Origin of the sequence: Flavobacterium sp. (assembly GCF_044341265.1) — a bacterium.
Lineage (GTDB): Bacteria > Bacteroidota > Bacteroidia > Flavobacteriales > Flavobacteriaceae > Flavobacterium.
Map to the genome: position 1 here is coordinate 61,618 of NZ_JBIISA010000011.1, position 25,067 is coordinate 86,684.

26 protein-coding genes are annotated in these 25,067 nt (G+C 30.8%); 10 read left to right on the plus strand and 16 right to left on the minus strand.

Annotation, left to right across the window (positions count from 1 at the left end):
- The first annotated feature begins 102 nt into the window (after window positions 1-102).
- The 3 genes from ACIQ06_RS07555 (at window position 103) to ACIQ06_RS07565 (ending at window position 3,588) form a co-directional block, all read left to right on the plus strand.
- Window positions 103-1,395 (plus strand): O-acetylhomoserine aminocarboxypropyltransferase/cysteine synthase family protein, encoded by a 1,293-nt coding sequence (locus tag ACIQ06_RS07555; protein WP_396145065.1) that lies wholly within the window; start codon window positions 103-105, stop codon window positions 1,393-1,395.
- A 110-nt stretch (window positions 1,396-1,505) separates the two neighbouring features.
- On the plus strand, window positions 1,506-2,501 hold the full coding sequence (locus tag ACIQ06_RS07560) for an alpha/beta fold hydrolase (RefSeq protein ID WP_396145067.1): 996 nt from the start codon (window positions 1,506-1,508) through the stop codon (window positions 2,499-2,501).
- Entirely contained in the window at window positions 2,488-3,588 is a 1,101-nt protein-coding gene (locus ACIQ06_RS07565; protein WP_396145069.1) for an aspartate kinase, read from the plus strand. The genes ACIQ06_RS07560 and ACIQ06_RS07565 overlap by 14 nt, the downstream gene beginning before the upstream one ends.
- Window positions 3,589-3,659: 71 nt before the next feature.
- On the opposite strand, the gene ACIQ06_RS07570 is transcribed toward ACIQ06_RS07565, so the two are convergent.
- On the minus strand, window positions 3,660-4,715 hold the full coding sequence (locus ACIQ06_RS07570; RefSeq protein ID WP_396145072.1) for a hypothetical protein: 1,056 nt from the start codon (window positions 4,713-4,715) through the stop codon (window positions 3,660-3,662).
- A 505-nt stretch (window positions 4,716-5,220) separates the two neighbouring features.
- Here ACIQ06_RS07570 and ACIQ06_RS07575 point away from each other — a divergent pair.
- Genes ACIQ06_RS07575 through ACIQ06_RS07590 form a run of 4 tightly spaced genes read left to right on the plus strand, consistent with a single transcriptional unit; the run spans window position 5,221 to window position 8,960 of the window.
- The gene (locus ACIQ06_RS07575; protein WP_396145074.1) at window positions 5,221-6,162 is read left to right on the plus strand and encodes a nucleotidyltransferase; all 942 of its coding nucleotides are present in this window, start codon (window positions 5,221-5,223) and stop codon (window positions 6,160-6,162) included.
- Window position 6,163: 1 nt separating this feature from the next.
- On the plus strand, window positions 6,164-7,765 hold the full coding sequence (locus ACIQ06_RS07580) for a ThiF family adenylyltransferase (protein ID WP_396145077.1): 1,602 nt from the start codon (window positions 6,164-6,166) through the stop codon (window positions 7,763-7,765).
- A gap of 3 nt (window positions 7,766-7,768) precedes the next feature.
- Window positions 7,769-8,227 (plus strand): Mov34/MPN/PAD-1 family protein, encoded by a 459-nt coding sequence (locus tag ACIQ06_RS07585; protein ID WP_396145079.1) that lies wholly within the window; start codon window positions 7,769-7,771, stop codon window positions 8,225-8,227.
- Window positions 8,220-8,960, plus strand: a complete 741-nt coding sequence (locus ACIQ06_RS07590) for a DUF6602 domain-containing protein (RefSeq protein ID WP_396145081.1) — start codon at window positions 8,220-8,222, stop codon at window positions 8,958-8,960. The genes ACIQ06_RS07585 and ACIQ06_RS07590 overlap by 8 nt, the downstream gene beginning before the upstream one ends.
- A gap of 48 nt (window positions 8,961-9,008) precedes the next feature.
- Here the strand turns inward: ACIQ06_RS07590 and scpA are convergent, their stop codons facing one another.
- From scpA to udk, 4 genes are all read right to left on the minus strand, one after another.
- Window positions 9,009-11,135 carry a methylmalonyl-CoA mutase gene (gene scpA / locus ACIQ06_RS07595; RefSeq protein WP_396145083.1) on the minus strand — a complete coding sequence of 709 codons (2,127 nt, stop codon included), beginning with the start codon at window positions 11,133-11,135 and terminating at the stop codon, window positions 9,009-9,011.
- Window positions 11,136-11,137: 2 nt separating this feature from the next.
- The gene (locus ACIQ06_RS07600) at window positions 11,138-12,514 is read right to left on the minus strand and encodes a methylmalonyl-CoA mutase subunit beta (RefSeq protein ID WP_396145086.1); all 1,377 of its coding nucleotides are present in this window, start codon (window positions 12,512-12,514) and stop codon (window positions 11,138-11,140) included.
- Between the two features lie 247 nt (window positions 12,515-12,761).
- Window positions 12,762-13,115, minus strand: coding sequence for a septum formation initiator family protein (locus tag ACIQ06_RS07605; protein WP_396145088.1), 354 nt, complete (start codon window positions 13,113-13,115; stop codon window positions 12,762-12,764).
- A 17-nt stretch (window positions 13,116-13,132) separates the two neighbouring features.
- Window positions 13,133-13,741, minus strand: a complete 609-nt coding sequence (udk, locus tag ACIQ06_RS07610; RefSeq protein WP_345089690.1) for a uridine kinase — start codon at window positions 13,739-13,741, stop codon at window positions 13,133-13,135.
- 229 nt (window positions 13,742-13,970) lie between these two features.
- Here udk and ACIQ06_RS07615 point away from each other — a divergent pair, with 229 nt between their 5' ends.
- Window positions 13,971-14,708 carry a hypothetical protein gene (locus ACIQ06_RS07615; RefSeq protein ID WP_396145091.1) on the plus strand — a complete coding sequence of 246 codons (738 nt, stop codon included), beginning with the start codon at window positions 13,971-13,973 and terminating at the stop codon, window positions 14,706-14,708.
- Between the two features lies 1 nt (window position 14,709).
- Here ACIQ06_RS07615 and ACIQ06_RS07620 read toward each other — a convergent pair whose 3' ends face one another.
- From ACIQ06_RS07620 to ACIQ06_RS07630, 3 genes are all read right to left on the minus strand, one after another.
- Window positions 14,710-15,474: a TIGR02757 family protein gene (locus tag ACIQ06_RS07620; protein WP_396145140.1), complete on the minus strand. Its 765-nt coding sequence runs from the start codon at window positions 15,472-15,474 to the stop codon at window positions 14,710-14,712.
- Entirely contained in the window at window positions 15,467-17,167 is a 1,701-nt protein-coding gene (locus tag ACIQ06_RS07625) for an LIC_10190 family membrane protein (protein ID WP_396145093.1), read from the minus strand. The genes ACIQ06_RS07620 and ACIQ06_RS07625 overlap by 8 nt, the downstream gene beginning before the upstream one ends.
- A gap of 140 nt (window positions 17,168-17,307) precedes the next feature.
- Window positions 17,308-17,970 (minus strand): ABC transporter ATP-binding protein, encoded by a 663-nt coding sequence (locus ACIQ06_RS07630; RefSeq protein ID WP_396145096.1) that lies wholly within the window; start codon window positions 17,968-17,970, stop codon window positions 17,308-17,310.
- A gap of 157 nt (window positions 17,971-18,127) precedes the next feature.
- Between ACIQ06_RS07630 and folE the strand changes: the two genes are divergently transcribed.
- Complete coding sequence (gene folE, locus ACIQ06_RS07635) at window positions 18,128-18,799, plus strand: GTP cyclohydrolase I FolE (protein WP_298306666.1); 672 nt, start codon at window positions 18,128-18,130, stop codon at window positions 18,797-18,799.
- Between the two features lie 50 nt (window positions 18,800-18,849).
- The gene (locus tag ACIQ06_RS07640; protein ID WP_396145099.1) at window positions 18,850-19,170 is read left to right on the plus strand and encodes a hypothetical protein; all 321 of its coding nucleotides are present in this window, start codon (window positions 18,850-18,852) and stop codon (window positions 19,168-19,170) included.
- A 9-nt stretch (window positions 19,171-19,179) separates the two neighbouring features.
- Here ACIQ06_RS07640 and ACIQ06_RS07645 read toward each other — a convergent pair whose 3' ends face one another.
- From ACIQ06_RS07645 to ACIQ06_RS07680, 8 genes are all read right to left on the minus strand, one after another.
- A complete protein-coding gene (locus ACIQ06_RS07645; protein ID WP_396145101.1) occupies window positions 19,180-19,494 on the minus strand; it encodes a DUF6787 family protein in 315 nt (104 codons plus the stop codon).
- A 30-nt stretch (window positions 19,495-19,524) separates the two neighbouring features.
- On the minus strand, window positions 19,525-19,956 hold the full coding sequence (locus ACIQ06_RS07650) for a DUF6146 family protein (protein WP_396145103.1): 432 nt from the start codon (window positions 19,954-19,956) through the stop codon (window positions 19,525-19,527).
- A gap of 157 nt (window positions 19,957-20,113) precedes the next feature.
- Complete coding sequence (locus ACIQ06_RS07655) at window positions 20,114-20,449, minus strand: hypothetical protein (RefSeq protein WP_396145105.1); 336 nt, start codon at window positions 20,447-20,449, stop codon at window positions 20,114-20,116.
- A 10-nt stretch (window positions 20,450-20,459) separates the two neighbouring features.
- Complete coding sequence (locus ACIQ06_RS07660) at window positions 20,460-20,855, minus strand: hypothetical protein (RefSeq protein WP_396145107.1); 396 nt, start codon at window positions 20,853-20,855, stop codon at window positions 20,460-20,462.
- A gap of 165 nt (window positions 20,856-21,020) precedes the next feature.
- Window positions 21,021-21,578, minus strand: coding sequence for a hypothetical protein (locus tag ACIQ06_RS07665; protein ID WP_396145108.1), 558 nt, complete (start codon window positions 21,576-21,578; stop codon window positions 21,021-21,023).
- A 132-nt stretch (window positions 21,579-21,710) separates the two neighbouring features.
- Window positions 21,711-22,664, minus strand: a complete 954-nt coding sequence (locus tag ACIQ06_RS07670; protein ID WP_396145110.1) for a D-2-hydroxyacid dehydrogenase — start codon at window positions 22,662-22,664, stop codon at window positions 21,711-21,713.
- A 72-nt stretch (window positions 22,665-22,736) separates the two neighbouring features.
- Complete coding sequence (serC, locus tag ACIQ06_RS07675; protein WP_396145112.1) at window positions 22,737-23,807, minus strand: 3-phosphoserine/phosphohydroxythreonine transaminase; 1,071 nt, start codon at window positions 23,805-23,807, stop codon at window positions 22,737-22,739.
- 134 nt (window positions 23,808-23,941) lie between these two features.
- Window positions 23,942-25,000 carry an acyl-CoA reductase gene (locus tag ACIQ06_RS07680; protein WP_396145114.1) on the minus strand — a complete coding sequence of 353 codons (1,059 nt, stop codon included), beginning with the start codon at window positions 24,998-25,000 and terminating at the stop codon, window positions 23,942-23,944.
- Window positions 25,001-25,067 lie beyond the last annotated feature (67 nt).

Here is a 25,067-nt window from a genome sequence, read left to right on the forward strand (position 1 = left end):
ATGCCATCCAAAGGGACTTTTTTTATTTAATCTGAATTCATTTCAGATTCTTATCAAAAGTAAAATCTAAAATTTAATATCTAACATCTAAAATTCAAAATCATGAGTACACAAAAATTTGCAACAAACGCTTTACACGCAGGACACGACGTAACAAAAAATGCAGGAACTAGAGCCGTTCCAATTTATCAAACCACCTCTTACGTTTTTAATGATTCACAACATGCAGCCAATCTATTTGGTTTGGCAGAAGCAGGATTCATTTACACTCGATTAAACAACCCAACCAACGATATTTTGGAGCAACGTTTGGCAAAACTAGAAGGTGGAATAGGAGCAGTGGTTACCGCTTCCGGAACATCAGCAATTGCAACCACTTTTCTAACATTACTAAAAGCTGGCGACCACATTGTAGCATCCAATAGTCTGTATGGCGGAACCTACAATCTGCTGAATGTAACCTTACCAAGACTCGGAATCACAACTACTTTTGTTGACCCATCAAATCCTGAAAACTTTACCAAAGCGGCGCAAGAAAACACCAGAGTATTTTTTGCAGAAAGTCTTGGAAATCCCAAACTTGATGTCTTAGATTTGGAAGCTATTGCTAAAGAGGCAAAATCTTTCAAAGTACCATTTATTGTTGACAATACTGTTGCAACTCCTTACTTGCTTAACCCAATTCAATACGGTGCAGACATCGTAATTCACTCACTTACAAAATACATCACAGGAAACGGAACTTCTCTTGGAGGCGTAATCATTGATGCAGGAAATTTTGATTGGAGCAACGGAAAATTTCCTGAATTTACCGAACCTTCTGCAGGTTATCACGGATTAAAATATTATGAAGCTCTTGGAGCTGCCTCATTTATTGCTAAAGTTAGAATTGAAGGATTGCGTGATTTTGGCGCGGCTTTAAGTCCGTTCAATGCTTTTCAAACGATTCAAGGTTTGGAAACTTTAGAAATTCGAATTAAAAAACACAGTGAAAATGCTTTGGCTTTAGCGCAATGGTTGGAAGCTCAAGACGAAGTTGATTGGGTGAATTATCCAGGATTAGCGACTTCAAAATATAAAACTTTAGCCGATAAATATTTGCCAGAAGGTAAAAGTGGTATCGTAACCTTCGGATTAAAAGGAGGATTTGACGCTGCCAAAAAAGTAGCCGATGAAACCAAGTTATTTTCATTACTAGCCAATATTGGTGACACCAAATCATTGATTATTCATCCTGCAAGTACAACACACCAGCAACTTTCAGAAGAGCAACAACTTACTACTGGCGTAACTAAAGATTTGATTCGCTTGTCGGTAGGTTTAGAAGATATTGAAGATTTGAAATCCGATTTAAAGTCGGTTTTTGTAAAGCTTCCAGTAGAAAAATTGATTTAGGTTTTTGTTTGTTTTGAACTGCCTCCGATTTCGCGGTTGGAGGGAGTTTTTTAAAAAAGATCCACCAAATCTTAATTTTCTTAATTCCTTAATGGTTTAAAAAATATAAAATGTTAGAAAAAATAGACGTATTTAATTTCACTTTAGAAAACGGAAGTACAAAACCCTATCTTCCGTTGAGTTATCAATTATTTGGGCAACCTTTGGGTGAAGCTCCAATTGTGGTAGTAAATCATGCTTTGACAGGAAACTCCAATGTCTCTGGTGTAAACGGTTGGTGGAATGATTTGATAGGAGAAGGAAAAACAATAGATACCAATTTTTTTACAATCATCGCTTTCAATATTCCCGGAAATGGTTTTGATAACAATTTTGGAAATTTGATTTCAGATTATAAGCAATTTACTATTCGTGATATTGCCAATATTTTTTGGGAAGGATTGTTTTCTCTAGATATTTCAAAGGTTTTTGCAGTCATTGGCGGAAGTCTTGGCGGTGCCATTGCATGGGAAATGGCAGTATTGCAACCTAATAAAATTCAAAATCTTATTCCAATTGCCACCGATTGGAAAGCAACCGATTGGGTAATTGCCAATGTCTTGATTCAAGATCAAATTTTGAACAACTCTGATGATCCAATTGCAGATGCTCGTTTGCATGCTATGCTTTTGTATCGAACGCCACAATCTATTAATCAACGATTTAAAAGAGCTCAAAACAATAAATTAGCGGTTTTTCAAATTGAAAATTGGTTGTTAAATCATGGAATCAAACTGAAAAATCGTTTTCGATTATCGGCTTACAAACTCATGAATCATCTTTTAAAAACTAATGATATTACTAGAAATAGAAGCGATTTTTTAGCTGTGGCAAATTCGATTCAGGCTAATATTCATATCGTTGCAGTCGATACCGATTATTTTTTTATTGCTGACGAAAATCGGAAAGATTTTGAAGCACTAAAATCTGTAAAAGACAATGTTCACTATCATGAAATTGAATCCATTCATGGTCATGATGCTTTTTTAATAGAATATGCCCAATTAGAACAATTTTTGAAACCTATTTTTAATAAACAAAAACAAAAAAATTATGTCAACGCTTAGAATAAATATAGTCCTTTTCGGAATCGGAAACGTAGGAAGTACCTTAGTGAATCAAGTTTTAGAAAGTCAGAAATTCTTTTTAGAAAAGAAAAATATCGAATTGCGATTTCCAATAATTACCAATTCAACTTTAGCTTTTTTTGAAAAAGATGGAGTTAAAAACCAGTGGGAAGCCAATTTTGCTCAATCGGCAATCCCTTTCAAAGTTGAGGATATTATTGATTATGTGAAAGAACTTGAATTAGAAAACTTAATTGCAGTTGATGCAACAGCAAGTTCGGATATTTTAAAAAATTACATTCCTTTACTTCAAAACGGATTTAATATTGTGGCAGCCAATAAAAAAGCGAATACACAACATCTAGACTTTTACAACGATTTGAGAAGAATAGCTAAGAAATTTGATAAATCATTTTTGTATGAAACCAATGTTGGAGCAGGTTTACCAGTAATTCAAACGATAAGTGATTTGTATTATTCAGGTGAAAGAATCACTAAGATTAGAGGTGTATTTTCTGGTTCGTTGAGTTATATTTTTAACAGGTTTTCATCAGAAAATGAGTCTTTTTCAAAGATTTTAGTAGATGCCGAAAAACTCGGATTAACCGAACCGGACTCAAGAGAAGATTTGTCAGGAAACGATGTGGCTAGAAAATTATTGATTCTTGCTCGTGAATTGGAACAAAAAGTAGAGTTATCAGATATAAAAGTTGCGTCATTATTGTTGCCTGAATTAAATGAAAAACATTCGAAAGCCCAATATGCCATCAACAAATCATTGTTTGACAAACCTTTCAATATTGCCAAAATCACACAATCCGACAATCATGTGTTGCGCTACGTTGGTGAATTGGATTTAGAGAAAAACAATTTGGAAGTAAAATTAGTTTCGGTTCCCAAAGCTACTGCATTAGGTCAACTAAAAGGAGCAGATAACCTTATTGAAATTTATACTAAATCGTATGGTGAAATTCCAATAGTAATTCAAGGAGCAGGTGCTGGAAAAGCGGTAACTGCAAGAGGCGTTTTGACCGATATTCTAAAATTAGCAGAGAAAATTAAAGTTAAAAATGAGGTTTGGGTTTAGGAAAATTTATTAAAAGCTACATTGATTTGTGGCTTTTTTTGACTTTGATTTAATTTAAGTTTTGAATACAATTATTTCATTAATTCAAATTTTATTAATTCCTCTTTTGGACACATTAAAATATTGGGATTTATTTTTGGATGATTGACAAAAAAATGCAATTCATCTGTAGTAGATTTTTTTGTGAATTTTAAATAATATTGATTTTCGGAATAATTGAAGTGGTAAATATTGTCGTATTTGGTGTCTTTGAAATACGTTTTGTTTGGTGAATTCAAGTCATAGTTGTAATCGTTGATTTTCAAAGTATAACCATCACCAAGTTTAATATTATCTAAAAACCTATTGAAAAACTTTCCAGAACTTGCCATACCAATATTACTAAAAGAAAAAGATTCAGGAAAAAAATTAGATTCAAACCCAAAGAAATCTACAAATTTTTGATGAACACTTTTTTTAAACTCAATAGCATATTCAGTCGTTTTTTCTATTTCTGAGGTGTTTATTTTAAAAGATTTCGTACCATCATAATTATAGCAACTAAAAGTTTTGTCTTCATTTAAAATTAGTAAACCAATGTTTTGTATAAAATTATCGACGTTAATTTGAATAATATCATAATTTTTAAAATTGTACTTTCCAATAATTGCAGGACTTAAAGTTTTATCATTTTTAAAAAATAATTGTTTTTCATCATTGGTGTAAGCAAAAATCAAATCACAACTTTTTTTAGATTTAAAATCATAAAAAGTTCTGTTGTACATGAATTTGTATTTCAATTTTAAAGGAATTTTTTCCTTTGTATAAGGATTTATTAAAGTGTTGCCTTTTGAATTAAAAACAAAAAGTTCATTACTAATTACAACAAAAGAATTTTCTTTAGAATAGGGAATGTTTACATATTTTCCATTGAACAAATCATAGCAATGAATTTTATCAAATATAACAAATGAAAATTCATTGATAATTTCTGCTTCTTTGTATTTTGGTTCAACAATTTGCTCTTGTTTGTCATTAACTAAGCCATATAAATTGTTTGAAAAATAGGGCAAATAAGAACAATAATTTTGTGCGCTACTCAATTGGCTTAGAACAACTATTAAAAGTAATGCAATATATTTTTTCATAAAATTAATTTTTAGTAAAAATAAATGTTTTTTTTATAAATAGTAATAGTTTTATGAGATGAGGTAATGATACTATTTTTGTTTTTCTTAAATGACTCAAAATAAGAATTTTGGCAGGCTTTATTTTTTTTCTGCTGAAATAATGGCAGAAAAAATTGTTCTGTCAGTTTTTATAAAAATGTTGAACTGTCAGTTTTTTAGATTAAATACAATTTTTATCGATTAAGTGTCAGTTTTTTTCTTGTAGTATTTTAATGTTTTTTTTGTAAGGATAATTGGCACAATTTGTGAGAATAAAAAAAGAGTCCGCCGAACTCGCAATTCAGGACTCTTTTATTGTTTTCTTAAAATTCCTCCAATAGCAAGAATGGAGAGGATTTTATTTGGAGGTGCAAATCTATTCTATTTTTTTTCTCCTGCAAATTTTTTAACGGTTTTTTCTTCTCGGTCTCATACTCAATACCGACTAACAAACTTGTGTACAATTAAAAAAAAACTGAGGAGAATGAGTTTTAACAAAGCAGATTATTTAGGAAGTGTTATAGAAACACACAAAATGAAACATATCGATGACTTATTCGATAAGTTCAAAGAAAAGAGGAAAGAGATTAAAGAAAAACTTGAAGGAAAGTATGAAGAAAAAATTTATTCTCCTTTTAATTCAGGTTCTTATGCAAAACATACGGCAATAAATTCCAAATTTGATTTGGATTTAGCTGTTCCATTTAAAAGAAATTCCTTTTCAACTATTGAAGAAATGTTTAACGATGTCTATGATTTTTTATATGAGGAATATAAAGATGTTGCTACCGTTAGAAAGCAAAAAGTATCTATTGGTATTGAATTTTTTTCAGATAATGATGGTGATGTAATTCAAATTGATGTCGTGCCTGGAAGAGAATTAAGCAAAGATGATTACCCTAAAGAGCATTATTTAAACATCAATATTAATACCTATGATGGTAATTATACACAAACTAATATTCATGCACAAATTGACAATATTAAAGGTAAGCAAGACGAGAGACAAATAATTCGATTGTTAAAGATTTGGAAATATCAAAAAAACAAGGATTTTAAATCTTTTTTTATGGAATTAATTGTTATCAAAGCTTTTGATAATAAGATTGTTTCAGGGAATCTTTGGGAAAAACTCAAAATTGTTTTAGAGTATATTAAAGATGAAATTACTAAAGAAAACTTTACTTTGAAAGATCCAGGAAACACTAGTAACGATATAGCAAAGACTCTAGATAGTTATCAAAAAAACTCTTTAAAAAATGATTTTCAAAATATTCTTGATAATGTTGAATTAAATGAAGAAAATTTAAAAAACTATTTCAAAGAAAATGAAAAGTATAAAATAGTTGAAACTGAATCAAAAAACAGTTATAGAATCAATAATTCTTCAAGTGCCATAATTCCACCAAGTAATCAATTTGGATAGAATGGAAAAAAAAGTATTAGATGTAAATACAGTTTTTCAACAGTTCACAAATAACCTCAAAATAGTAAAAGATTTTGAGGTTGTTGATAATATAATCAAGGGTAAAATTGAAGTTATATGCCAAGTTAAAGAAAATATAATATTTGATGTTGAAATAAATTTGAATTATCCTTTAAAAACTGGTAAAACTGAATCAATTACATTTTACAATAATTATTTAAAAAAGTTTGCTCATATAAATTATGATGGATCAGTTTGTTTCCACACTTTAACAACGCCTCATTTAAAATTAAAACTTGAATCTGACATTAAAGCATTATTAGAATGGACTGATAAATACTACATTGATGAAGTAAACGATAATCATTTTGAATATTTATTTTACGAAAATCAAGAGATTAATCATGTGTTTTTATTTTGTGACACTGATTCTAAGCCTAAAGAAAATGATTTTGGCTTTTTTTATTTCACACAAAAGAATAATCTAAGTTTAAAAAACACCTATTTAGTTCAATGCTTAAAAAGTCAAAAGGAAAAGTTAAACATTGTATTTAGTTGGAATAAACACAATAGTGAATTTAAAAATTCTTTAAAAGGTTTGTATTTCATTTCTGATAGAGTTCCAGTTTATTATAGAAATTTTTCGTTTAATAATTGGATTGATTTTGAAAGTACTTTTAATAGTCCTTTTCTAAAATTTCTAAACGATTCGGTGAAAAATATTGATAAGAAAGATTTAATAGATGGGAAATATTTTACATTGTTATTTGGATATCCAATTGGGAAAGGAAAAATAAATTTTGAAACAATAAAAATTGATTATTATGACATTCCTGTTTTTAAAGGAAAAATATTGAATAGAAAAATAACTTGGTTTAAAACTGTTGATAGTTCTTATGAACTTTTTTTTGGAAGAGGAAAGCTGCATGAAAGTTTATCTGATGGTAAAATACTTTTAATTGGAGTTGGAGCAATAGGAAGTAATTTATCGGAATCTCTCGTTCGCGGAGGTTGTAAATTTTTAGATTTTTTTGACAATGACAATAAAGAGATTGGAAATATCTGTAGAGCTAAATATAATTTTTCACAAGGAGAAACAAAAAAAATAGATGAGTTAAGTCAAATTTTATTTGAAATTTCACCTTTTGTGAATATTACAAAATTTGATTATTCAATTATTCCTTTACTGTCAGACGATTTAAAATTAAGATATTCAAATTTTCTAAATAGTTATGATTATGTAATTAATTGCACTGCAAATAATGATGTTAATTTAATTCTTGATGATTTAAATATTACAACAAACATGATTACGATTTCTATATCTAATAATGCAAATGAATTGGTATGTATTATTGGAAATGAAAATATATATGAGGAAAATTCAAAAATTTATAACACTATCAAACAGGATTTAGATGATTTATTTTTCCCTCAAGGTTGTTGGAATCCTACTTTTAGAGCATCTTTTCATAATATTAGTGCTCTTTTAAATTATGCATTAAGTAATATTAATTATAGATTGGAAAAAGCATTACCATTAAAAACTTTTATGTTGGAAGTGAAAGAAGAGGAAAACTATATAATTAAATTAAAAGATTAATCAATGATAAAATCTAATAATGTAATTGGTTTAAAGATTGAATATGATGATAATCTTTTAAATGAATTGTTGGATGTCGCTTTATTACATTATCCAAATGAAATTGGAGGTTATTTATTAGGTAAATATTCTAATGACAAAAGTAAAGCAATAATTGTCAAACAAATTGTTGCTTTAGAATATTCAAACTCACCAGTTTCATTTAAACATATTGTTAATAAAGAAACAAAAGAAGAATTGATTAAACTATACGAAGATGAAGGGATTCACTACATAGGTGAATGGCATACACATCCTAATTCAGATTCTAGATATAGTCAGACAGATTTTAACGCATTAAAAAAAATAGCTAGCGGAGATGTTCAAAACCCAATTTTATTAATCGTTGGTTTTGACAAAAGAGGAATTAGAGACTACAGTTTTAATGTTTATTTTAATAAGAAAATATATAAGTATGAGTGAAAACGAAAAAATTAATATGAAAAGCCTTTTTATTGGTCTACAAAAAGCAATGGTCGCTGATTTAGAATCAATAAGAGAAAACACTCCTCATGAACCAACTAAAGGTGATGGAAGTGAAAATATATGGTTGGAATTTTTTGAAAAGTACCTTCCCAAAAGATACTCTGTAACAAAAGCAATAATAATAGATTTTGAAGGTAATAGAAGTGATGCTATTGATATTGTAATATATGATAAGCAATATACACCATTCATATTAAATAGAAATGGAATTAAGTATTTGCCTGTTGAAAGTGTTTATGCCGTTTTTGAAGCAAAGCAAGATATATCTAAAGGCAATTTAGAATATGCAGCTGATAAAGTAGAAAGTGTAAGAGTTCTGAATAGGACAACAGCTCCAGTAGTTGATAGAGGTGAGATTAAGAATGCTCCTAAATTGTTTAATATTTTAGGTGGTTTTTTGTCATTAGAGAATTCTTGGACAGATTCAATAGAAATATCGGAACCATTTGATAAATGTTTTAAAACTTTAAAAAAGAATAGAGAAATGAATATTGGATGTGTTTTAAATGATAAATCATTTGTTTTTGACAGTTCTGAAAAAATTAAATTTAGTAGTAATAATGAAACTTTAATATTCTTTTTTCTTAAGCTTCTTCTAGAATTACAAAAATTAGGTACTGTTAGACCAATTGATTTGAATAAATATATTGATCAATTAGATTCTCAATAAAAAAACGCCGACTGAAAAGTCGGCGTTTTTTTATTTAACGTTATTGTTTTAATCCTCCAAAAGCACCTCCAAAATACTAATTGCAGCTTCACTAATTTTAGTTCCAGGACCAAAAACGGCAACCGCTCCAGCATCAAAAAGAAATTGGTAATCTTGCGCAGGAATTACGCCACCAACAATTACCATAATATCTTCGCGTCCGTATTTTTTAAGTTCTGCAATAACTTGTGGCACTAAAGTTTTGTGTCCAGCAGCAAGAGATGAAACTCCAAGAATGTGAACGTCGTTTTCTACGGCTTGTTTCGCAGCTTCTTGTGGCGTTTGAAATAACGGACCAATATCCACGTCAAAACCTACGTCGGCATAACCTGTGGCAACTACTTTCGCACCACGATCGTGTCCGTCTTGTCCCATTTTGGCAATCATAATTCTAGGACGACGACCTTCTTTTTTGGCGAAGGCATCGGCTAGTTGTTTTGCTTTTTCAAAACTTTCGTCGTTTTTAATCTCTTTACTATACACGCCGCTAAAACTTCTAATTTGTGCTTTATATCTACCGAAAACTGCTTCTAAAGCATCACTAATTTCACCTAATGTTGCTCTGTTTCTTGCTGCTTCTACTGCCAAATCTAATAAATTTCCATTAGAGTTTTTAGCACAATCGGTTAATTTTGCTAAACATTCGGCAACTTTAGTATTATCGCGAGTTGCTTTTATTTGTGTCAAACGCTCAATTTGTTGCTTGCGCACCATATCGTTATCTACATCTAAAATCTGTAATGGATCTTCTTTTTCTAATCTGAATTTGTTAACGCCAACAATGATATCTTGGCTACTATCAATTCTAGCTTGTTTTCGAGCCGCAGCTTCTTCAATACGCAATTTTGGAATTCCAGCTTCGATGGCTTTCGTCATTCCTCCTAATTCTTCTACTTCTTCAATAAGTTTCCAAGCGTTTTGTGCAATTTCGTTGGTCAAACTTTCTACATAATAACTTCCAGCCCAAGGATCGACCGTTTTGCAAATTTTGGTTTCTTCTTGTAAAAAGATTTGCGTATTTCTTGCAATTCTAGCCGAGAAATCGGTTGGTAATGCAATCGCTTCGTCCAATGCGTTGGTATGCAACGATTGTGTTCCTCCAAAAGCCGCAGCAGCTGCTTCAATAGCAGTTCTAGCCACATTATTAAAAGGATCTTGCTCAGTTAAACTCCAACCCGAAGTTTGACAATGCGTTCGCAATGCCAATGATTTTTCATCTTGCGGATGGAATTGTTTTAGCAATTTTGCCCACAACATTCTTCCGGCACGCATTTTGGCAATTTCCATAAAATGATTCATTCCAATAGCCCAGAAAAAGGAAAGGCGAGGAGCGAACTCATCGATTTTCATTCCGGTTGCTAAACCTGTTCTAATGTATTCCAAACCGTCTGCTAAAGTGTAGGCCAACTCAATATCTGCAGTAGCTCCAGCTTCTTGCATGTGGTAACCTGAAATAGAAATCGAGTTGAATTTTGGCATTTTTTTGCTCGTATATTCAAAAATATCAGCAATGATTTTCATCGAAGGCGTTGGTGGATAGATGTAGGTATTTCTAACCATAAATTCCTTCAAAATATCATTTTGAATCGTTCCTGAAAGTAGGTTAGGAGTTACACCTTGTTCTTCTGCAGCAACAATATAAAATGCCATAATGGGTAAAACAGCACCATTCATTGTCATAGAAACCGACATTTCACCCAATGGAATTTGGTCGAAAAGAATTTTCATATCTTCAACCGAATCGATAGCAACTCCAGCTTTTCCAACGTCTCCAAAAACGCGTTCGTGGTCAGAATCGTAACCTCTGTGAGTAGCTAAATCAAATGCTACCGAAAGTCCTTTTTGTCCAGCAGCAAGATTTCTTCTGTAGAAAGCATTACTTTCTTCAGCAGTTGAAAATCCAGCATATTGACGAATGGTCCAAGGACGACGAACGTACATGGTAGCATAAGGTCCACGAAGATTGGGTGCAAATCCTGCTCCAAAACCAATGTGTTCCAAATTTTCAATGTCTTCTTTAGAATAAGTTGGTTTTACTTCAATATTTTCAGCAGTGTGGAAAAGTTCCGAGTTTCGGGTTTCGGGTTTCGAGTTTTTCGAACTTTCCAAAGTTATATGTTGTATATTTTTTCTCATGGTTATGATTCTTGAGATAATCGCTCTTGCTCTAATTTCTCTGCCAATCTTTTTTCAATGATAGGAGTGATGAGCGTTTTGCGCGGATTTTGTTTTACAAAAGGATACAATTCCAAATCGTTTTTCATGCTATCGTTTTTGTTTGGATATTTGTTGGTTCCTAATAATATTTCTTTACCATTGTCGAATAATTCTTGCTCTTTGTTGGCACTTTCACTGATTTTTCGTTGAATAGTTCCTTCCATTAATTGGGTAATTAAACCACCATTTTTTTCAATGTCTTTGAATAATTCTAATGCTTTTTCTGCTAATTGTTGCGTTAGATTTTCAATATAATAAGCGCCATCAGCAGGATTATTTACTTTATCAAAATAACTTTCGTGTTTTAAAACTAAAAGTTGGTTTCTAGCAATTCTATCGCCAAATTCGTTGTCTTTATGATATAATGCATCGTAAGGTAAATTGGCTACAACATTAGCACCACCAAGAATTGCCGACATACATTCGGTTGTAGTTCGTAGCATGTTTACGTTGTAATCGTAAATGGTTTTGTTTCTACGAGTTGGTGTTACGATGATGTTACAATCAAAATTATGATGGAACTCTTTTGCTAAAGTGTTGAACAAAAGTCGTAAAGCTCTCAATTTTGCAATTTCGAAAAAGTAGTTGGTTCCAACTGCGACTTCAATTGTTATGGGATGTTTTAATGCCGGAATTCTATTGAAATATTCATTGGCATGAGCCAAAGTGTAAGCTAATTGTTGCACCATATTGGCTCCAGCATTTTGATAAATTCCCGAACTAATATTTAGATAATTAATTGCTGATGAACTTGCAATAGTATTTAGTTTTTCAAAATCACTTTCTAGGTTTTCAAACCAATTTCCGTCTTTAGTAAGTTGCCCAATTGGATCAATTTGGATTACGAATTTTGCATGATTTTTGGCAGCATATTCACTTACTTTAGTTGCGAAATCTACCGATAGAAATGGCAAATTAAAATAGTAAGTTGTTTTTTCTAAAGGAAGATTTTGCATCAAATCTGCTATAGAAATGGTATCGTTTTCTATCGTAAAACGAATACATTCTGCACCGCGATTTAATGTGTCTAAAGCTCGTTCGTTAGATTTTTTCACGTCGTGAACGAAGATGTTTTGAAGGATTTCAAAAGCTTTTTCTGGAGAATTTATTGAAATTTTAAAATCTGTTTCTTCCACTTCATCATTGTGATAAAATGGTTTTACTTTGATTCCTTCTGGGCTTTCCCAAACGAGTGTTTCGTTGTAATCAGCGCCTTTGAGTTCGTATTGAATTTGCTGTTTCCATTGTTTGGAACTTACGCTTTCAAAATCTGTAAAAAGTGGTTTATTTGTGCTCACAAGTATTTTGCTTTTTGATACTTCAAATTTAGTCAAAAATTATCTTTTTTTGAAGATTTAAATTTGATTTTTTGCAAAATAGGTATATACTTTTTCGATGGTTAAATTCTAATACTGATAAATGATAATTTTTTTCGAATGAGTTTCTTTAAAACCGTGATATCTAGTTTAAAGTTCACAATCTAGCCCTGATTGGATCTCGTCTTTTGGGACGAGAGGAAAGCAGGAATTGCCATTTTCGAAAGGACTACTGTTTCGCTCCTTCTATACTGTCTTTAATTCTATCCTCTTCGATGTCAATGATGTATATGTCTTCGCTGTCTTTTTTCATGTAGTATTTCTCGCGAGCATATTTTTCGGTTTGACCAGGATTGTTTAGGTTTTTAATGCTTTGTTTGTCCTTAGCGATTTCTTCTTGGTAGTATCTTTTATTGTCTTCTAATTCGTTGATTTCTTTATCTAAAACACGACTATCCATATAAGAATAGTTGTCAAGAAAAAGCATCCAAACGATGAAAAATAAGGAAACCAAAGTGTATTTGCTTCCTAAAAATTTAAGAAACGGAAAATCACTAATAAGGTTTTGAAACCAATTTTTCATTTATTTCAGATATAAAATTAGACTAAGCGTTGGTTGATTACAGCACGAACTACATCGATAGCAACGGTATTGTATTTGTCATTTGGAATGATAATGTCTGCAAATGCTTTTGTTGGTTCGATGAACTGTTGGTGCATTGGTTTTAGTGTAGTTTGGTAACGGTTTAAAACTTCTTCCATATCTCGACCACGCTCAGCAATATCACGTTTTAAACGACGAATTAAACGCTCGTCTGAATCGGCGTGAACAAAAACTTTTACATCAAACATCTCACGAAGTTCTGGATTGGTAAGTATAAGAATTCCTTCTACAATCATTACTTTTCTTGGATGTGTTGAAATAGTATCGTCGGTTCTGTTGTGCGTAACGAAAGAATAAACAGGTTGGTCGATGGTTTTTCCGGCTTTCAACTCTTTTAAATGTTGTACTAAAAGTTCAAAGTCAATGGCACGTGGATGATCAAAATTGATGTTGCTTCTCTCTTCATAACTCATGCCTACATTTTGTTTGTAGTAAGAGTCTTGAGAAATAATTCCGACTTCAGTTTCTGGAAGTTCGTTCATAATTTGGTGAACAACAGTTGTTTTTCCTGAACCTGTTCCGCCTGCAATTCCGATGATAAGCATAGTTGTGTTGTTGTGTTATTATTTGGACAAAAATAGCATAAAAAATCAATATCAATTGCAATTTTTAGTTCAAATTATATTTGATTAAAACTTAAAATTTTAATGAACTTGAGGTTCCTTTTTCTTATTTGTATTACAGTTGTAAGTTTTTATTTAACATAAGATTATAGGTTACTTGTGTTTTTATTTTGAATGTTTCAAATACTTTTATGAAGTATAACAGAACCTTATGAAGATAAACTACTTTTTTATTTTACTTTTTTTTATTCAAAATGTTTGTTCTCAAACCGAGAAAGTGATTTCAGGAAAAGTTGTGAACGACAATTTTCCTATGGCTAAAGTTGACGTTATTAATTTTACACAAAACACGCTTGTTGTAACTAATAACAATGGAGAGTTTAAAATTAAAGTCGCTGTTGGTGATAAATTAGTGTTGTTTGTAAACGAGTTTAATAATTATAAATTAATTATCACTCAGAAAGACATAGATGCTAATTGGCTACAAATTAATTTATCTAAAATGCCAATTGAACTTGATGAAGTTAAAGTTGCTAATAAATTTAAGTATAAAAATATAGTAAGTCAGGAGGATATTGATAAGATTACAGTTGCTAAAGAAGCTTCAACACCAAAAGTAGTGGGCGTTTATGACGGAAGGACTCCCAATGGATTAGATTTTGTTAGAATGGGTAAAGGAGTATCAAAGTTTGTGAAAAGTCTTTTTGGTGATGATGATGAAGATAAAAAGAATGAAGAAGTTCGTTTTATCGATTATTTGGAGTCTAATTTTGACAAAGATTTTTATGTTAAAACTTTAAAATTAAAAGAAGAAGATATAACTATATTCAAAGAATACTGTGGCGTGGATGTGCAATCTTCGGTTTTAATGAAAGAAATGGAATACCTTAAAATTTATGAATTTCTTATTGCCAAAAGTGATGCTTTTAAAAAAATGCGTAACTATTAATTTAAAACTTCTCAAAAACTCCCAAACCAAATAATGCAAAATCATATTTTACTGGATCATTTGCGTCTAATTTTCTAAGGCTGGAGTCTAATTCTGAAAGTGCTTTTGCATCGTTTTGTTTTCTAGAAAGTAATTCTAATTTTCGAGCTACATTTCCTGAATGAACATCCAATGGACAAGATAATGCGGAAGTCGGAATGGTTTTCCAAATTCCAAAATCAACTCCTTTTTTATCGTTTCGAACCATCCAACGAAGAAACATGTTTATTCTTTTTGCTGCCGAATTATTTAAAGGATCAGAAATGTGTTTTTGAGTGCGATTTTGATGATTGATTTCGAAGAACACTTTCTTAAATTCGGAAATACTTTTTTGCATTGAATCTTTCTCAATGTTTTTTGAAAAAACAGCTTCCAAACCATTATGATTGGTGTAAATATTTTGTAAACCTTTTACAAACGTAATCATATCGCCACCATTGAAAGTGCGATGAACGAAATTCTCTAATTTTTCGAGCTGGTAATCTTGATGGTTTAGGACAAAATCGTATGGTGAATTTCCCATGAAATCCATCATTTTTTTAGCATTATTGATTATCATTTTACGGTTTCCCCAAGCGATTGTTGCCGATAAAAATCCTGCAATTTCAATGTCTTCTTTCAAAGAAAAAGCATGCGGAATTTGTATAGGATCACTTTCAATAAACTTCGGATTGTTGTATAATTCTACTTTCTCGTCAAGGAAGGATTTTAATTCGGAATTAGTCATTTTTGTTGATTTTTTTGGCATAAAATCCGTCTTTTAAATCTTTGCTTCTTTGTTGTGGAATGATATAAAAGTATTTTTTGAAATAAGCGATTTGGTCTTTATTTACGCAAGGAAGTGCTCCGTTTCCATTTGCCCAAAAGAAGTCGTTTTGGATAGGAGAGTTGTATTTTAAATTGCCTAATTGTATAACTTCAAATGATGTATTGTTTTTAGTGTTTTCATGAGGAAAAATGATGTTCTCTGTTGAAAAATTACTGAGTTCCATCATGAATTTGTAATTTGAAAAACGATTTAAATTGATAGGAAGAAATAGAATTAGTAGCGTTGGAACTAACGAAAGCAATAAAACAGCATTGATTATTCTTTTATTTTGAAACAAACAAATGAAGCAAAACAGCGAAAAGAATAAGATAAAATTCATGAAAAATCGATATTGAGGCGATGTTGCGAAAAGGATGATTAATTGCAAAACCATCAAAATATAAAGTATCCAAACTGCTTTCTTGTTTTGAAATTTATAGATAAAAAAGGGTGTAATTATAATTAGTAAAACACTCAATTTATTGAATAATCCATTTAGTTTTGGAAGTGACAACCATCTTAAAAATAAATCGAAAGCCGACATAGAATTGTATTGTTGCAAATCGACGAAGTAACCATAATATTTTAATTGGTCGTAATAAAAACTTTCAATACTATCAGGAATCGCATAATCCATAGTTAAGGATGAAAATAATTTGGATGGAAAAACTGGCGAACCACAAATAATCATGTTTTTCGTTATAAAAAGTATCAAAACAATAGTTGCCAATAGAAACGATTTTGATAAATTTTTTGATAGAATTTTGAAATTTTGAATCAATAATACGATTGGAATTATAACAAAAGTTAAAGTGGTATTTTTAATATAAAGTGTAAAAAGTATCAGAATTACAATCAAATTAAAAACTTCAACAGTACATTTTTTGAAATTTTCTAAAAAGTAAAAAAAGATGATAAATGACAAAACATAAACTGGAATATCAGGCGAAGGCGCGCTAATAAATTGAAAAAGGAAAATACTCGCTATCGGAAACAATCCTATCAAAAGATAATTGGAGTTCTTATTTTGGTAAAATTCTTGAAGTTTTTGGATAGAAAAAATGGTTCCCAAAAGCATTACAAATCCACTTAAATCATTGAAATTGGAATACAGAAATGAAAAATTAAAAACACTTTGCGTAATGTGCCAACCACTCGTTTGACCAAGAAAAAAATGCAAATTCACAATTCCTTTTACAAATCCGTATTCATTAATCCATTTGATGGTTTGAATGTAATAAGACTCATTATCAATTACATAAGGAATGGAGCTGCATTGCGCAACTATCATTAAAGTAATTGTGAATAAAAAGATTTTTAGCTTTTTTGATAGTGATTGTAGTTCAATCCAAAAGCTTTTATAGTTTTCAATAATCTCCTTTTGGAATTTAAAAAAAAGTAAAAGATTTAGAATCAAGAGAACTCCATGAAATTCAAAATTAATTCTGCCAAAAATGGCCCAAATACTCGCAAGAATAGTAACAGAAAACAATCCTAAAATGGATGTAATCGCGAAATTTTTATTTTTCAATCCAATACATCTATCAAAACCAAAACCAAGATTGATTGTGGTGAAGAGAATATAAATCCATGATAGAAGTATTAGAAGCATTTACTTTTTGTTTGAAAGTTTAAGAGTTTAAAGGTTTAAAAGTTTAAGAGTTTAAAAGTTTGAGAGTTTAAGTAATTTTATGTTTATTACAGAACCCGAAACCCGAAACCCGAAACCCGCAACCCGAAACTCGCAACTTTTTAATTACTAATCTGTCCATCAACCATAACCAATTTTCGGTCTGCCATGTTGGCTAATTCTTCGTTGTGGGTTACAATTACGAAGGTTTGTCCAAATTCATCACGAAGTTTGAAAAACAATTGATGTAAATTTTCTGCAGAAGCCGTATCTAAATTTCCTGAAGGTTCATCGGCGAAAATCACTGCTGGTTTGTTGATTAAAGCTCTTGCAACTGCAACTCTTTGTTGTTCACCGCCCGAAAGTTCGTTGGGTTTGTGATCAATTCTGTGTGATAATCCCAAATAATCAAGTAATCTTTTTGCTTCTGTTTCGGTTTCTTTTTTTTCTTTTCCACCAATAAATGCTGGAATACAAACGTTTTCTAAAGCTGTAAATTCAGGTAATAATTGATGAAATTGAAAAATAAATCCCAAATGTTGGTTTCTAAATTTAGATAACAATTTGTCATTCATTTTTAAAATGTCTTCCTCATTTATGGTTAATGAAGTTCCATTTTCTAAAGAAGGTTTGTCTAACGTTCCAAGGATTTGCAATAGCGTTGTTTTTCCTGCACCAGATGCACCTACAATGGATACAATTTCACCTTTTTTTATATGTAAATCAACACCTTTTAAGACTTGTAAACTATCATAAAACTTGTGAATATTTTTGGCTGTAATCATGCTTCAATTTTTCACAAAGTAACAAAGTATTTTATAAAAAATGAGTGATATAGATTTTTTTTATCGTTGAATAAATAATAAATAAAAGTTAAAGAAAACTTTTTGTTTAAAATTATCGTAAATTTGTTAAACAAAATAAACCCAAAATAAAATAGCCATGAACACATTAATTGAAAAAGAAATTTACGAATTGATTGGCGATAATCATCAGATGACATCAGCAGAAACTCCTTTGCGTCCTGATGCATTTGACAAATCGGATGCTGACAAAATGCAAACCATAGAAAAGCATTTCCATATCATTATGGAAGAAATGGGATTAGACATGACTGATGATAGTCTTCAAGGAACACCTCACAGAGTTGCTAAAATGTTTATTCAAGAAATATTTTCTGGATTGAATCCAGCGAACAAACCAAAAATATCGGTTTTTGACAACAGTTATAATTATGACAAGATGTTGGTCGAAGCTAACATTAGTTTCAACTCAACTTGCGAGCACCATTTTTTACCAATAGTTGGAAAAGCTCACATTGGCTATGTATCTAGTGGAAAAGTTATTGGATTGTCAAAATTGAATAGGATAGTAGATTATTATTCTCGTCGTCCGCAAGTGCAAGAGCGTTTGATTATGCAGATTTACAACGAATTGAAAACTGTTCTAGAAACTGATAACGTAATTGTTGTGATGGAAGCTACACATTTGTGTGTGTCAAGTCGTGGAATTAAAGATGAATCGAGTTATACTTCAACCATTCAGTACGGTGGAATTTTCAATGAAAAAGAAAACAGAAACGACTTTTTCAACATGATTAATCAGCCTAAATAGTTTGGCATTAGATTTGTAATATCATTTCCAAATTATAAATTAAATTAGAAATGATATTACAATCGGATGCATTGACCAACTTAAGTAACAAACAAAGAAATTTATTTTTAGGTATTTTTCTTGATTTGGTTGGTATGTTAACCTATTTAGTTCCAGTTTTTGGAGAACTTGCAGATACCATTTGGGCACCATTAGCCGCTTTTATGTTATCTTATATGTATAAAGGTTCCATTGGTAAAGTGGGTGGAATAATAGAGTTTTTAGAAGAGATATTACCTTTTAGTGATTTCATTCCAACTTTTACTCTGACATGGATTTACACTTATGTGATTAAAAGTCAAGAGGATAATAATTTAAAGGAACTTCAATAGTTCCTTTTTTTATTTCTCAAAAAAATCGGCGATAAATCCAAGTTTCATGCTGCGAAGCATTTTCTTTTCAAAAGCCCAAAAGAATTTGAATTGACCAAATAAGAATCCGTAAAAAACTAATAGTACTTGGTAAAATGGAAAAATAAGGATAATGTACAGAGGATAATAAATCCATGGTGAGGTTGATTCTTTGTAAATTCCTAGTAATGCTAAAAAAGGTTTAGATATAATAGAAGATGATATACCAGTAGCAGCAAATACAACAAGTATGACAACTACTTGCCAATCTGATGTTATGTTCCAACGTTCTTTAAAACTTCCCATTTTCTAAAATAAAGTGCAAATTTACTCAATTTATGGACGTGGAACAAATCCGGCGAGTTGTTGTTTGTATGTTATTTGAAAATAAATGAAATAATTATAAATCAAGTAGTTTACTTCGTAACCATAGTGAATATTAGAATCGTAATTTATTTGCATTTCATATAAATTAGGATTGTAACGTAGCGGTTGTCTTGCACGATTATTCCATTCATTTACATAGATTCTATTTCTGTCTTCCAAATAGCTTTCTGAATAAAATCCTCTTTGTCTTGCTTGAGAATATAACCAAGAATTAAATCCAACATCAATAATTATGACTTCATATTCTAAAGAGTCATTTGCAATTCTAATAGTATCGGATGCTTTTGTCGAATTCTCATTAGTTGTTGAAATAGATTTATTTGTTGAAGAGCATCCAATTATAAAAACAAGTATTACAAAAAAGTAAATTAGATTTTTCACAATATATTTTTTATAAAGTTACTAAAATTCAATCTATTGTGATTTGATTTATAACTGTTTTAACAAAAAAAAGTACCTCAATAACTGAGATACTCTTTTCAAGCCATAAAATATAAATGTAATTTGTTAGTACCAAACATCATTTTATTTGCTGAAATTATTCTCCTTTATCTTCGTCCAAATCGTTATGATTGTCACCACCAATACTGTAATAGTTGTTTTCTTCATCTTCGCTACCAACTTCTTCTTGCTCGTCATCAAGTTCAGTTCCTGGAATGTCTAAATCTTCACCAGTTTGATCTTGATCGAAATCTTTTTCATTTAATTCAGAAGTATTATCAATTTGGATGAATGGTTTCTTTTTAGAAATATCTTCAGGATTTATATCAATTTTTTTTTCAAGTTGGTTATAAATATCTTCATTGGCAGGATAATGAGGATAACCAGGAAATTCATCTAATTTCTCATGGTCTTTTTTTTGAGTATCTTTCATTTGGCTTAATTTACATTTTGAATTCTAAACGGTTGAAATAATCTCTAATGAAATGATGTTGCTCTATATCACTCATTTTATCAGCATTTTTGACTTTAATTTTGACTTTGCTGTATTTTGAATCAGATTTTAAAATATTGAATAATTCTGCTTTTGCATCCGTTGGACCAAATAGAAGGACTTCATCATATTTTTCAATTTCAGCAGCAATATTTTTGTAAAAAGTTGTATGTTTTTGCTGCTCTTTGTTATGCATTTCATTTTCACTTCGTTTTAAAGTTTCTACCTTATCTTCATAAGTAAAATCGGAAGTTATGGTTTTGGTTTCTTTTACCTCTGAAGGAAATTCGATTAAATAGGCATTAGAATGATCCATCCAAATTCCTAGTTTTTTTGATGATTTCATTGTTTTATTATTAATGTTATAATTAATATCAACAACAAAATTGAGAAGAAATTCAAGCTTTTATGTTACAAAAATGAGGATAATGATTACATGATTCTCACATTTAGCCATAAAAAAACCACCACTGTAAAAGTGATGGTTATTATTGAAAAGAATTTCATTTAATTATTTTCCAAAAAGTTTTCCTAATAAACCTCCAAGTCCACCAGATTTTTTAGTCACAGCAGAAATTGCGTCACTCATTCCAACTTGTCCGTCACCATCTTGGTCTAAACCAAATTGACCACCGTATTTAGTAACAGCATCCATCAATCCACCACCATTTCCACCTGAAATTGAGCTAATCAAATCTGTAATATTAAATCCAGGTTGGTTAGGATCTTTAGCTTTATTAATCAATCCACCTAATATTTGAGGAATTAAACCACCAGCTACACTTCCAGCAGCTTCTGAAGATAAACCGAATTTTTCTCCAAGGTTTCCTGTTACTTTTCCTGTTAATTCTTGAACTACTGGATTGTTCATATCAATTGGAGTTTTACCAGAAAGTAATCCTGCTAAATCACCAATATTTCCACTAGCAACCATATCTTTTAAACCAGAAAGGATTGAACCTCCAGCTTCTTCCATTACGGCTTCATTTTGTTCGTTTGGTACTGCAGGATTGTTTACTACTGCATCACCACCAAATTGTTTTACTAATTCTGTAAGTTGTTCAAACATAGTTTTTTGTTTTTAGTTTTAACAAAGGTATAAAAGTTTAAAAGCAAATTTATAAAACGTCAAATTTATTCTACAAAAAAATCCAAATCTAAATTTTACTTCAGATTTGGATTCTATTTTTTTTGAAGTTGATTACTTCTTTAATAGACCAATAATTTGTTCGGCTAATTCGGTTCCGATTCTGTCTTGCGCTTCTAGAGTTGCAGCACCAATATGAGGCGTTAACGAAATTCTAGGATGCATCAAAATTTGAATTTCAGGAGTTGGTTCATTTTCAAAAACATCTAAACCTGCAAATAGGATTTTATCATTATCTAAAGCTTCGATTAAAGCAACTTCATTAATAACACCACCACGAGCACAATTTACGATTCCTACATTGTCTTTCATTTGAGCAATTTCATCGGCATCAATTACATAACCTTCTTGCGCAGGAACGTGAAGTGTAATAAAATCAGAATGTTTGAATAAATCTTCTAATGGTTCTGTAATAATATCAACATTTATGAATTGACCAGTGTAAAAATCAACTCTGATTTCGGCATTGCTTAAAAATTTATCTGCAGCAATTACTTTCATTCCAAGTCCAAGTGCCATTTTTGCAACCGCTTGACCAATTCTTCCAAAACCAATAATTCCTAATGTTTTGCCACGAAGTTCGATACCATTTGCATAAGCTTTTTTCAAACCTTCAAAATTAGTATCACCTTCTAAAGGCATATTTCTGTTCGAATCGTGCAAGAAACGAACTCCAGTAAATAAGTGCGCAAAAACCAATTCTGCCACACTTTCAGAAGAAGATGCTGGCGTGTTGATTACATGAATACCTTTGTTACGAGCATATTCTACATCAATATTGTCCATTCCAACGCCACCGCGACCAATGATTTTTAAATTTGGACATACATCAATAATGTCTTTACGAACTTTGGTTGCACTTCTAACTAAAATCACATCAACATTATTCGAATTGATGAAATTGGCAACTTGTTCTTGAGCTACTTTGGTTGTAATTACTTCAAATCCACCTTTTTCTAAAGCTTTGATTCCGCTTTTTGAAATTCCGTCGTTAGCTAATACTTTCATAATTTGAGTTTATGAGTTTAAAGGTTTATGAGTTTAAAATTTAAAACTCATTTATAATTTATGTTTTGTTTTTTATATTTTAGATTCAAGCTCTTTCATTACATCAACCAAAACTTGAACGCTTTCTAGAGGCAAAGCATTGTACATTGATGCACGATATCCTCCAACAGAACGATGTCCAGGCAATCCAGAAATTCCTGCTTCTTTCCACATTTTGTCAAAAATAGGTGCGTGGTTTTCATCATTTAATAAAAACGTGGCGTTCATGATACTTCTATCTTCAACGACTGCAGTTCCTTTAAATAATGGATTTCTATCGATTTCTGTATATAATAAGTTGGCTTTAGCTTCGTTGATTTTTTCAATTGCTGCAATTCCTCCAAGGTTTTTCAACCATTGTAATGTTAGAAGCGATGCATAAATAGGAAAAACAGGCGGCGTATTGTACATACTTTCTGCTTTGATATGTTTTTCATAATCCAACATACTTGGAATATATTTTCCAGATTTTCCTAAAATTTCTTCTTTTACAACTACTAATGTTGCACCAGCTGGTCCCATATTTTTTTGAGCTCCAGCATATATTAAATCAAATTTTGAAAAGTCTAATGTTCTAGAAAAAATATCCGAACTCATATCACAAACTACTGGAACATTTGTTGTTGGAAACGATTTCATTTGCGTTCCAAAAATGGTATTGTTGCTTGTACAATGAAAATAGGAAGCATCCTCAGGAATTGAATAACCTTTTGGAATGTGATTGTAATTTTGCTCTTTAGATGAACCTACTATTAGAGTTTCTCCAAAATGTTTGGCTTCTTTTATAGCATTACTTGCCCATGTTCCAGTGTCTAAATAAGCTGCTTTTCCATCCGTTTTCATTAAATTGTATGGAACCATCAAGAATTCTAAGCTAGCTCCACCAGCTAAAAATAAGGCTTGATATCCTTTTCCTTCCAATCCTAAAAGTTCTAAAACTAAAGCCCTTGCTTCGTCCATAACGGCAACAAAATCTTTACTTCTATGAGATATTTCTAAAATAGATAAATCGGAATTATTAAAATTTAAAATGGCTTGTGCTGATTTTTCAAAGACTTCTTGAGGAAGAATACATGGTCCAGCGCTGTAGTTGTGTTTTTTCATTGTTAAGTTAATGCAAATTTTAAAGCGCAAATTTCGTAAATAGCCTACGAAAAAGCGGTTAGAATTTGACAATAATCAGCCCTTGTTATTAACGAAATCGTTATAGTTTATAACAATTTTTGAGAAAAATGCAATCAAATTTCCTTTAGAAATGCTAAAGTGTCAACGTTATCGGCATAATCCCAAAGTTTTGGTTTTTGTGTTTGTCCAAATAGTATTGAATTTTCTATTGCATCTTTTGAAACAATGCATTGAATTTGGTCAGCATCGTTTTCTAAACGTGATTTTATTTCATTCAAGTCCTCATAATATTCATAAAAAACAGATGAAATCGGTGAGGAGTAACTTGTGTCTTCTTTGATTGTAAGAAATTCATTATCCAACAATTTGAAATTACTCATCAAAAAAACGGCTTTATTATAATCGTAGTTGTTAGAATATTTTTCGTAAAAAATCACATCTTTATATTCGTAAATGGCTTTAAAGAAATTTTCAAAATTGTAGTCTTTTGGAATAAAAAGTTTTGAAACATTGCGACAACCTAACCCAAAATATCTAAAAATATCTTCGCCTAAATTTACTAAATCTTCATGCGACTCATTTCCAGTTAAAACGGCAACTGAATTTCTATTTTTACGAATAATACTTGGCTTGTCTTTGAAATAAAATTCGAAATATCTTGCTGTATTATTACTTCCAGTCGCAATTACTGCATCAAAATTTTCTAATTTTCCTTCTGTAAATTTGATGTAATTTTCTAATTCAGAATTTACAGAGATTAAATAGTTAGCAAGGAAAGGCAATAATTTTTGATCGTTGGAAGATGTCTTTACCAAAACTTTATGACCAGAAACCACTACCGATAAAAAATCATGAAAACCAACTAATGGAATGTTTCCGGCAAGGATTAATCCAACTGTTTTTGGTTGCACATTAGAGAAATCGTAATTTGATAACCATTTGTCTAAATTTTCTTCTGTCAAAGCTTCTGCCCAAGAATTTATAGCAAAATAAACTTGTTCCGGTGTAAACCAACCATTATGAGATTGTGATAATTCAATCAAATTTATAAAATCATCATAGAACAAATTATTATTTAGAACAGCTTCATTTTTGGTGTTATTATCCAACGAAAATTGGCTTAAAAACTTTCCTAATTCTACAAAAGCGTTAATTTTTTCTTTTTGTAACATTTGTAACTTGTTTATGAATGGTTTTGATTGTAATTTTGCACAAAATTAAACAAATCATTTAGGATTA

Bases quoted from the DNA above. Each gene is read 5' to 3' on its own strand.
- ACIQ06_RS07555 (WP_396145065.1), top strand. From the start codon at position 103: ATGAGTACACAAAAATTTGCAACAAACGCTTTACACGCAGGACACGAC.
- ACIQ06_RS07560 (WP_396145067.1), top strand. From the start codon at position 1,506: ATGTTAGAAAAAATAGACGTATTTAATTTCACTTTAGAAAACGGAAGT.
- ACIQ06_RS07565 (WP_396145069.1), top strand. From the start codon at position 2,488: ATGTCAACGCTTAGAATAAATATAGTCCTTTTCGGAATCGGAAACGTA.
- ACIQ06_RS07570 (WP_396145072.1), bottom strand. From the start codon at position 4,715: ATGAAAAAATATATTGCATTACTTTTAATAGTTGTTCTAAGCCAATTG.
- ACIQ06_RS07575 (WP_396145074.1), top strand. From the start codon at position 5,221: ATGAGTTTTAACAAAGCAGATTATTTAGGAAGTGTTATAGAAACACAC.
- ACIQ06_RS07580 (WP_396145077.1), top strand. From the start codon at position 6,164: ATGGAAAAAAAAGTATTAGATGTAAATACAGTTTTTCAACAGTTCACA.
- ACIQ06_RS07585 (WP_396145079.1), top strand. From the start codon at position 7,769: ATGATAAAATCTAATAATGTAATTGGTTTAAAGATTGAATATGATGAT.
- ACIQ06_RS07590 (WP_396145081.1), top strand. From the start codon at position 8,220: ATGAGTGAAAACGAAAAAATTAATATGAAAAGCCTTTTTATTGGTCTA.
- scpA (WP_396145083.1), bottom strand. From the start codon at position 11,135: ATGAGAAAAAATATACAACATATAACTTTGGAAAGTTCGAAAAACTCG.
- ACIQ06_RS07605 (WP_396145088.1), bottom strand. From the start codon at position 13,115: ATGAAAAATTGGTTTCAAAACCTTATTAGTGATTTTCCGTTTCTTAAA.
- udk (WP_345089690.1), bottom strand. From the start codon at position 13,741: ATGCTTATCATCGGAATTGCAGGCGGAACAGGTTCAGGAAAAACAACT.
- ACIQ06_RS07615 (WP_396145091.1), top strand. From the start codon at position 13,971: ATGAAGATAAACTACTTTTTTATTTTACTTTTTTTTATTCAAAATGTT.
- ACIQ06_RS07620 (WP_396145140.1), bottom strand. From the start codon at position 15,474: ATGACTAATTCCGAATTAAAATCCTTCCTTGACGAGAAAGTAGAATTA.
- ACIQ06_RS07625 (WP_396145093.1), bottom strand. From the start codon at position 17,167: ATGCTTCTAATACTTCTATCATGGATTTATATTCTCTTCACCACAATC.
- ACIQ06_RS07630 (WP_396145096.1), bottom strand. From the start codon at position 17,970: ATGATTACAGCCAAAAATATTCACAAGTTTTATGATAGTTTACAAGTC.
- folE (WP_298306666.1), top strand. From the start codon at position 18,128: ATGAACACATTAATTGAAAAAGAAATTTACGAATTGATTGGCGATAAT.
- ACIQ06_RS07640 (WP_396145099.1), top strand. From the start codon at position 18,850: ATGATATTACAATCGGATGCATTGACCAACTTAAGTAACAAACAAAGA.
- ACIQ06_RS07645 (WP_396145101.1), bottom strand. From the start codon at position 19,494: ATGGGAAGTTTTAAAGAACGTTGGAACATAACATCAGATTGGCAAGTA.
- ACIQ06_RS07655 (WP_396145105.1), bottom strand. From the start codon at position 20,449: ATGAAAGATACTCAAAAAAAAGACCATGAGAAATTAGATGAATTTCCT.
- ACIQ06_RS07660 (WP_396145107.1), bottom strand. From the start codon at position 20,855: ATGAAATCATCAAAAAAACTAGGAATTTGGATGGATCATTCTAATGCC.
- ACIQ06_RS07665 (WP_396145108.1), bottom strand. From the start codon at position 21,578: ATGTTTGAACAACTTACAGAATTAGTAAAACAATTTGGTGGTGATGCA.
- ACIQ06_RS07670 (WP_396145110.1), bottom strand. From the start codon at position 22,664: ATGAAAGTATTAGCTAACGACGGAATTTCAAAAAGCGGAATCAAAGCT.
- serC (WP_396145112.1), bottom strand. From the start codon at position 23,807: ATGAAAAAACACAACTACAGCGCTGGACCATGTATTCTTCCTCAAGAA.
- ACIQ06_RS07680 (WP_396145114.1), bottom strand. From the start codon at position 25,000: ATGTTACAAAAAGAAAAAATTAACGCTTTTGTAGAATTAGGAAAGTTT.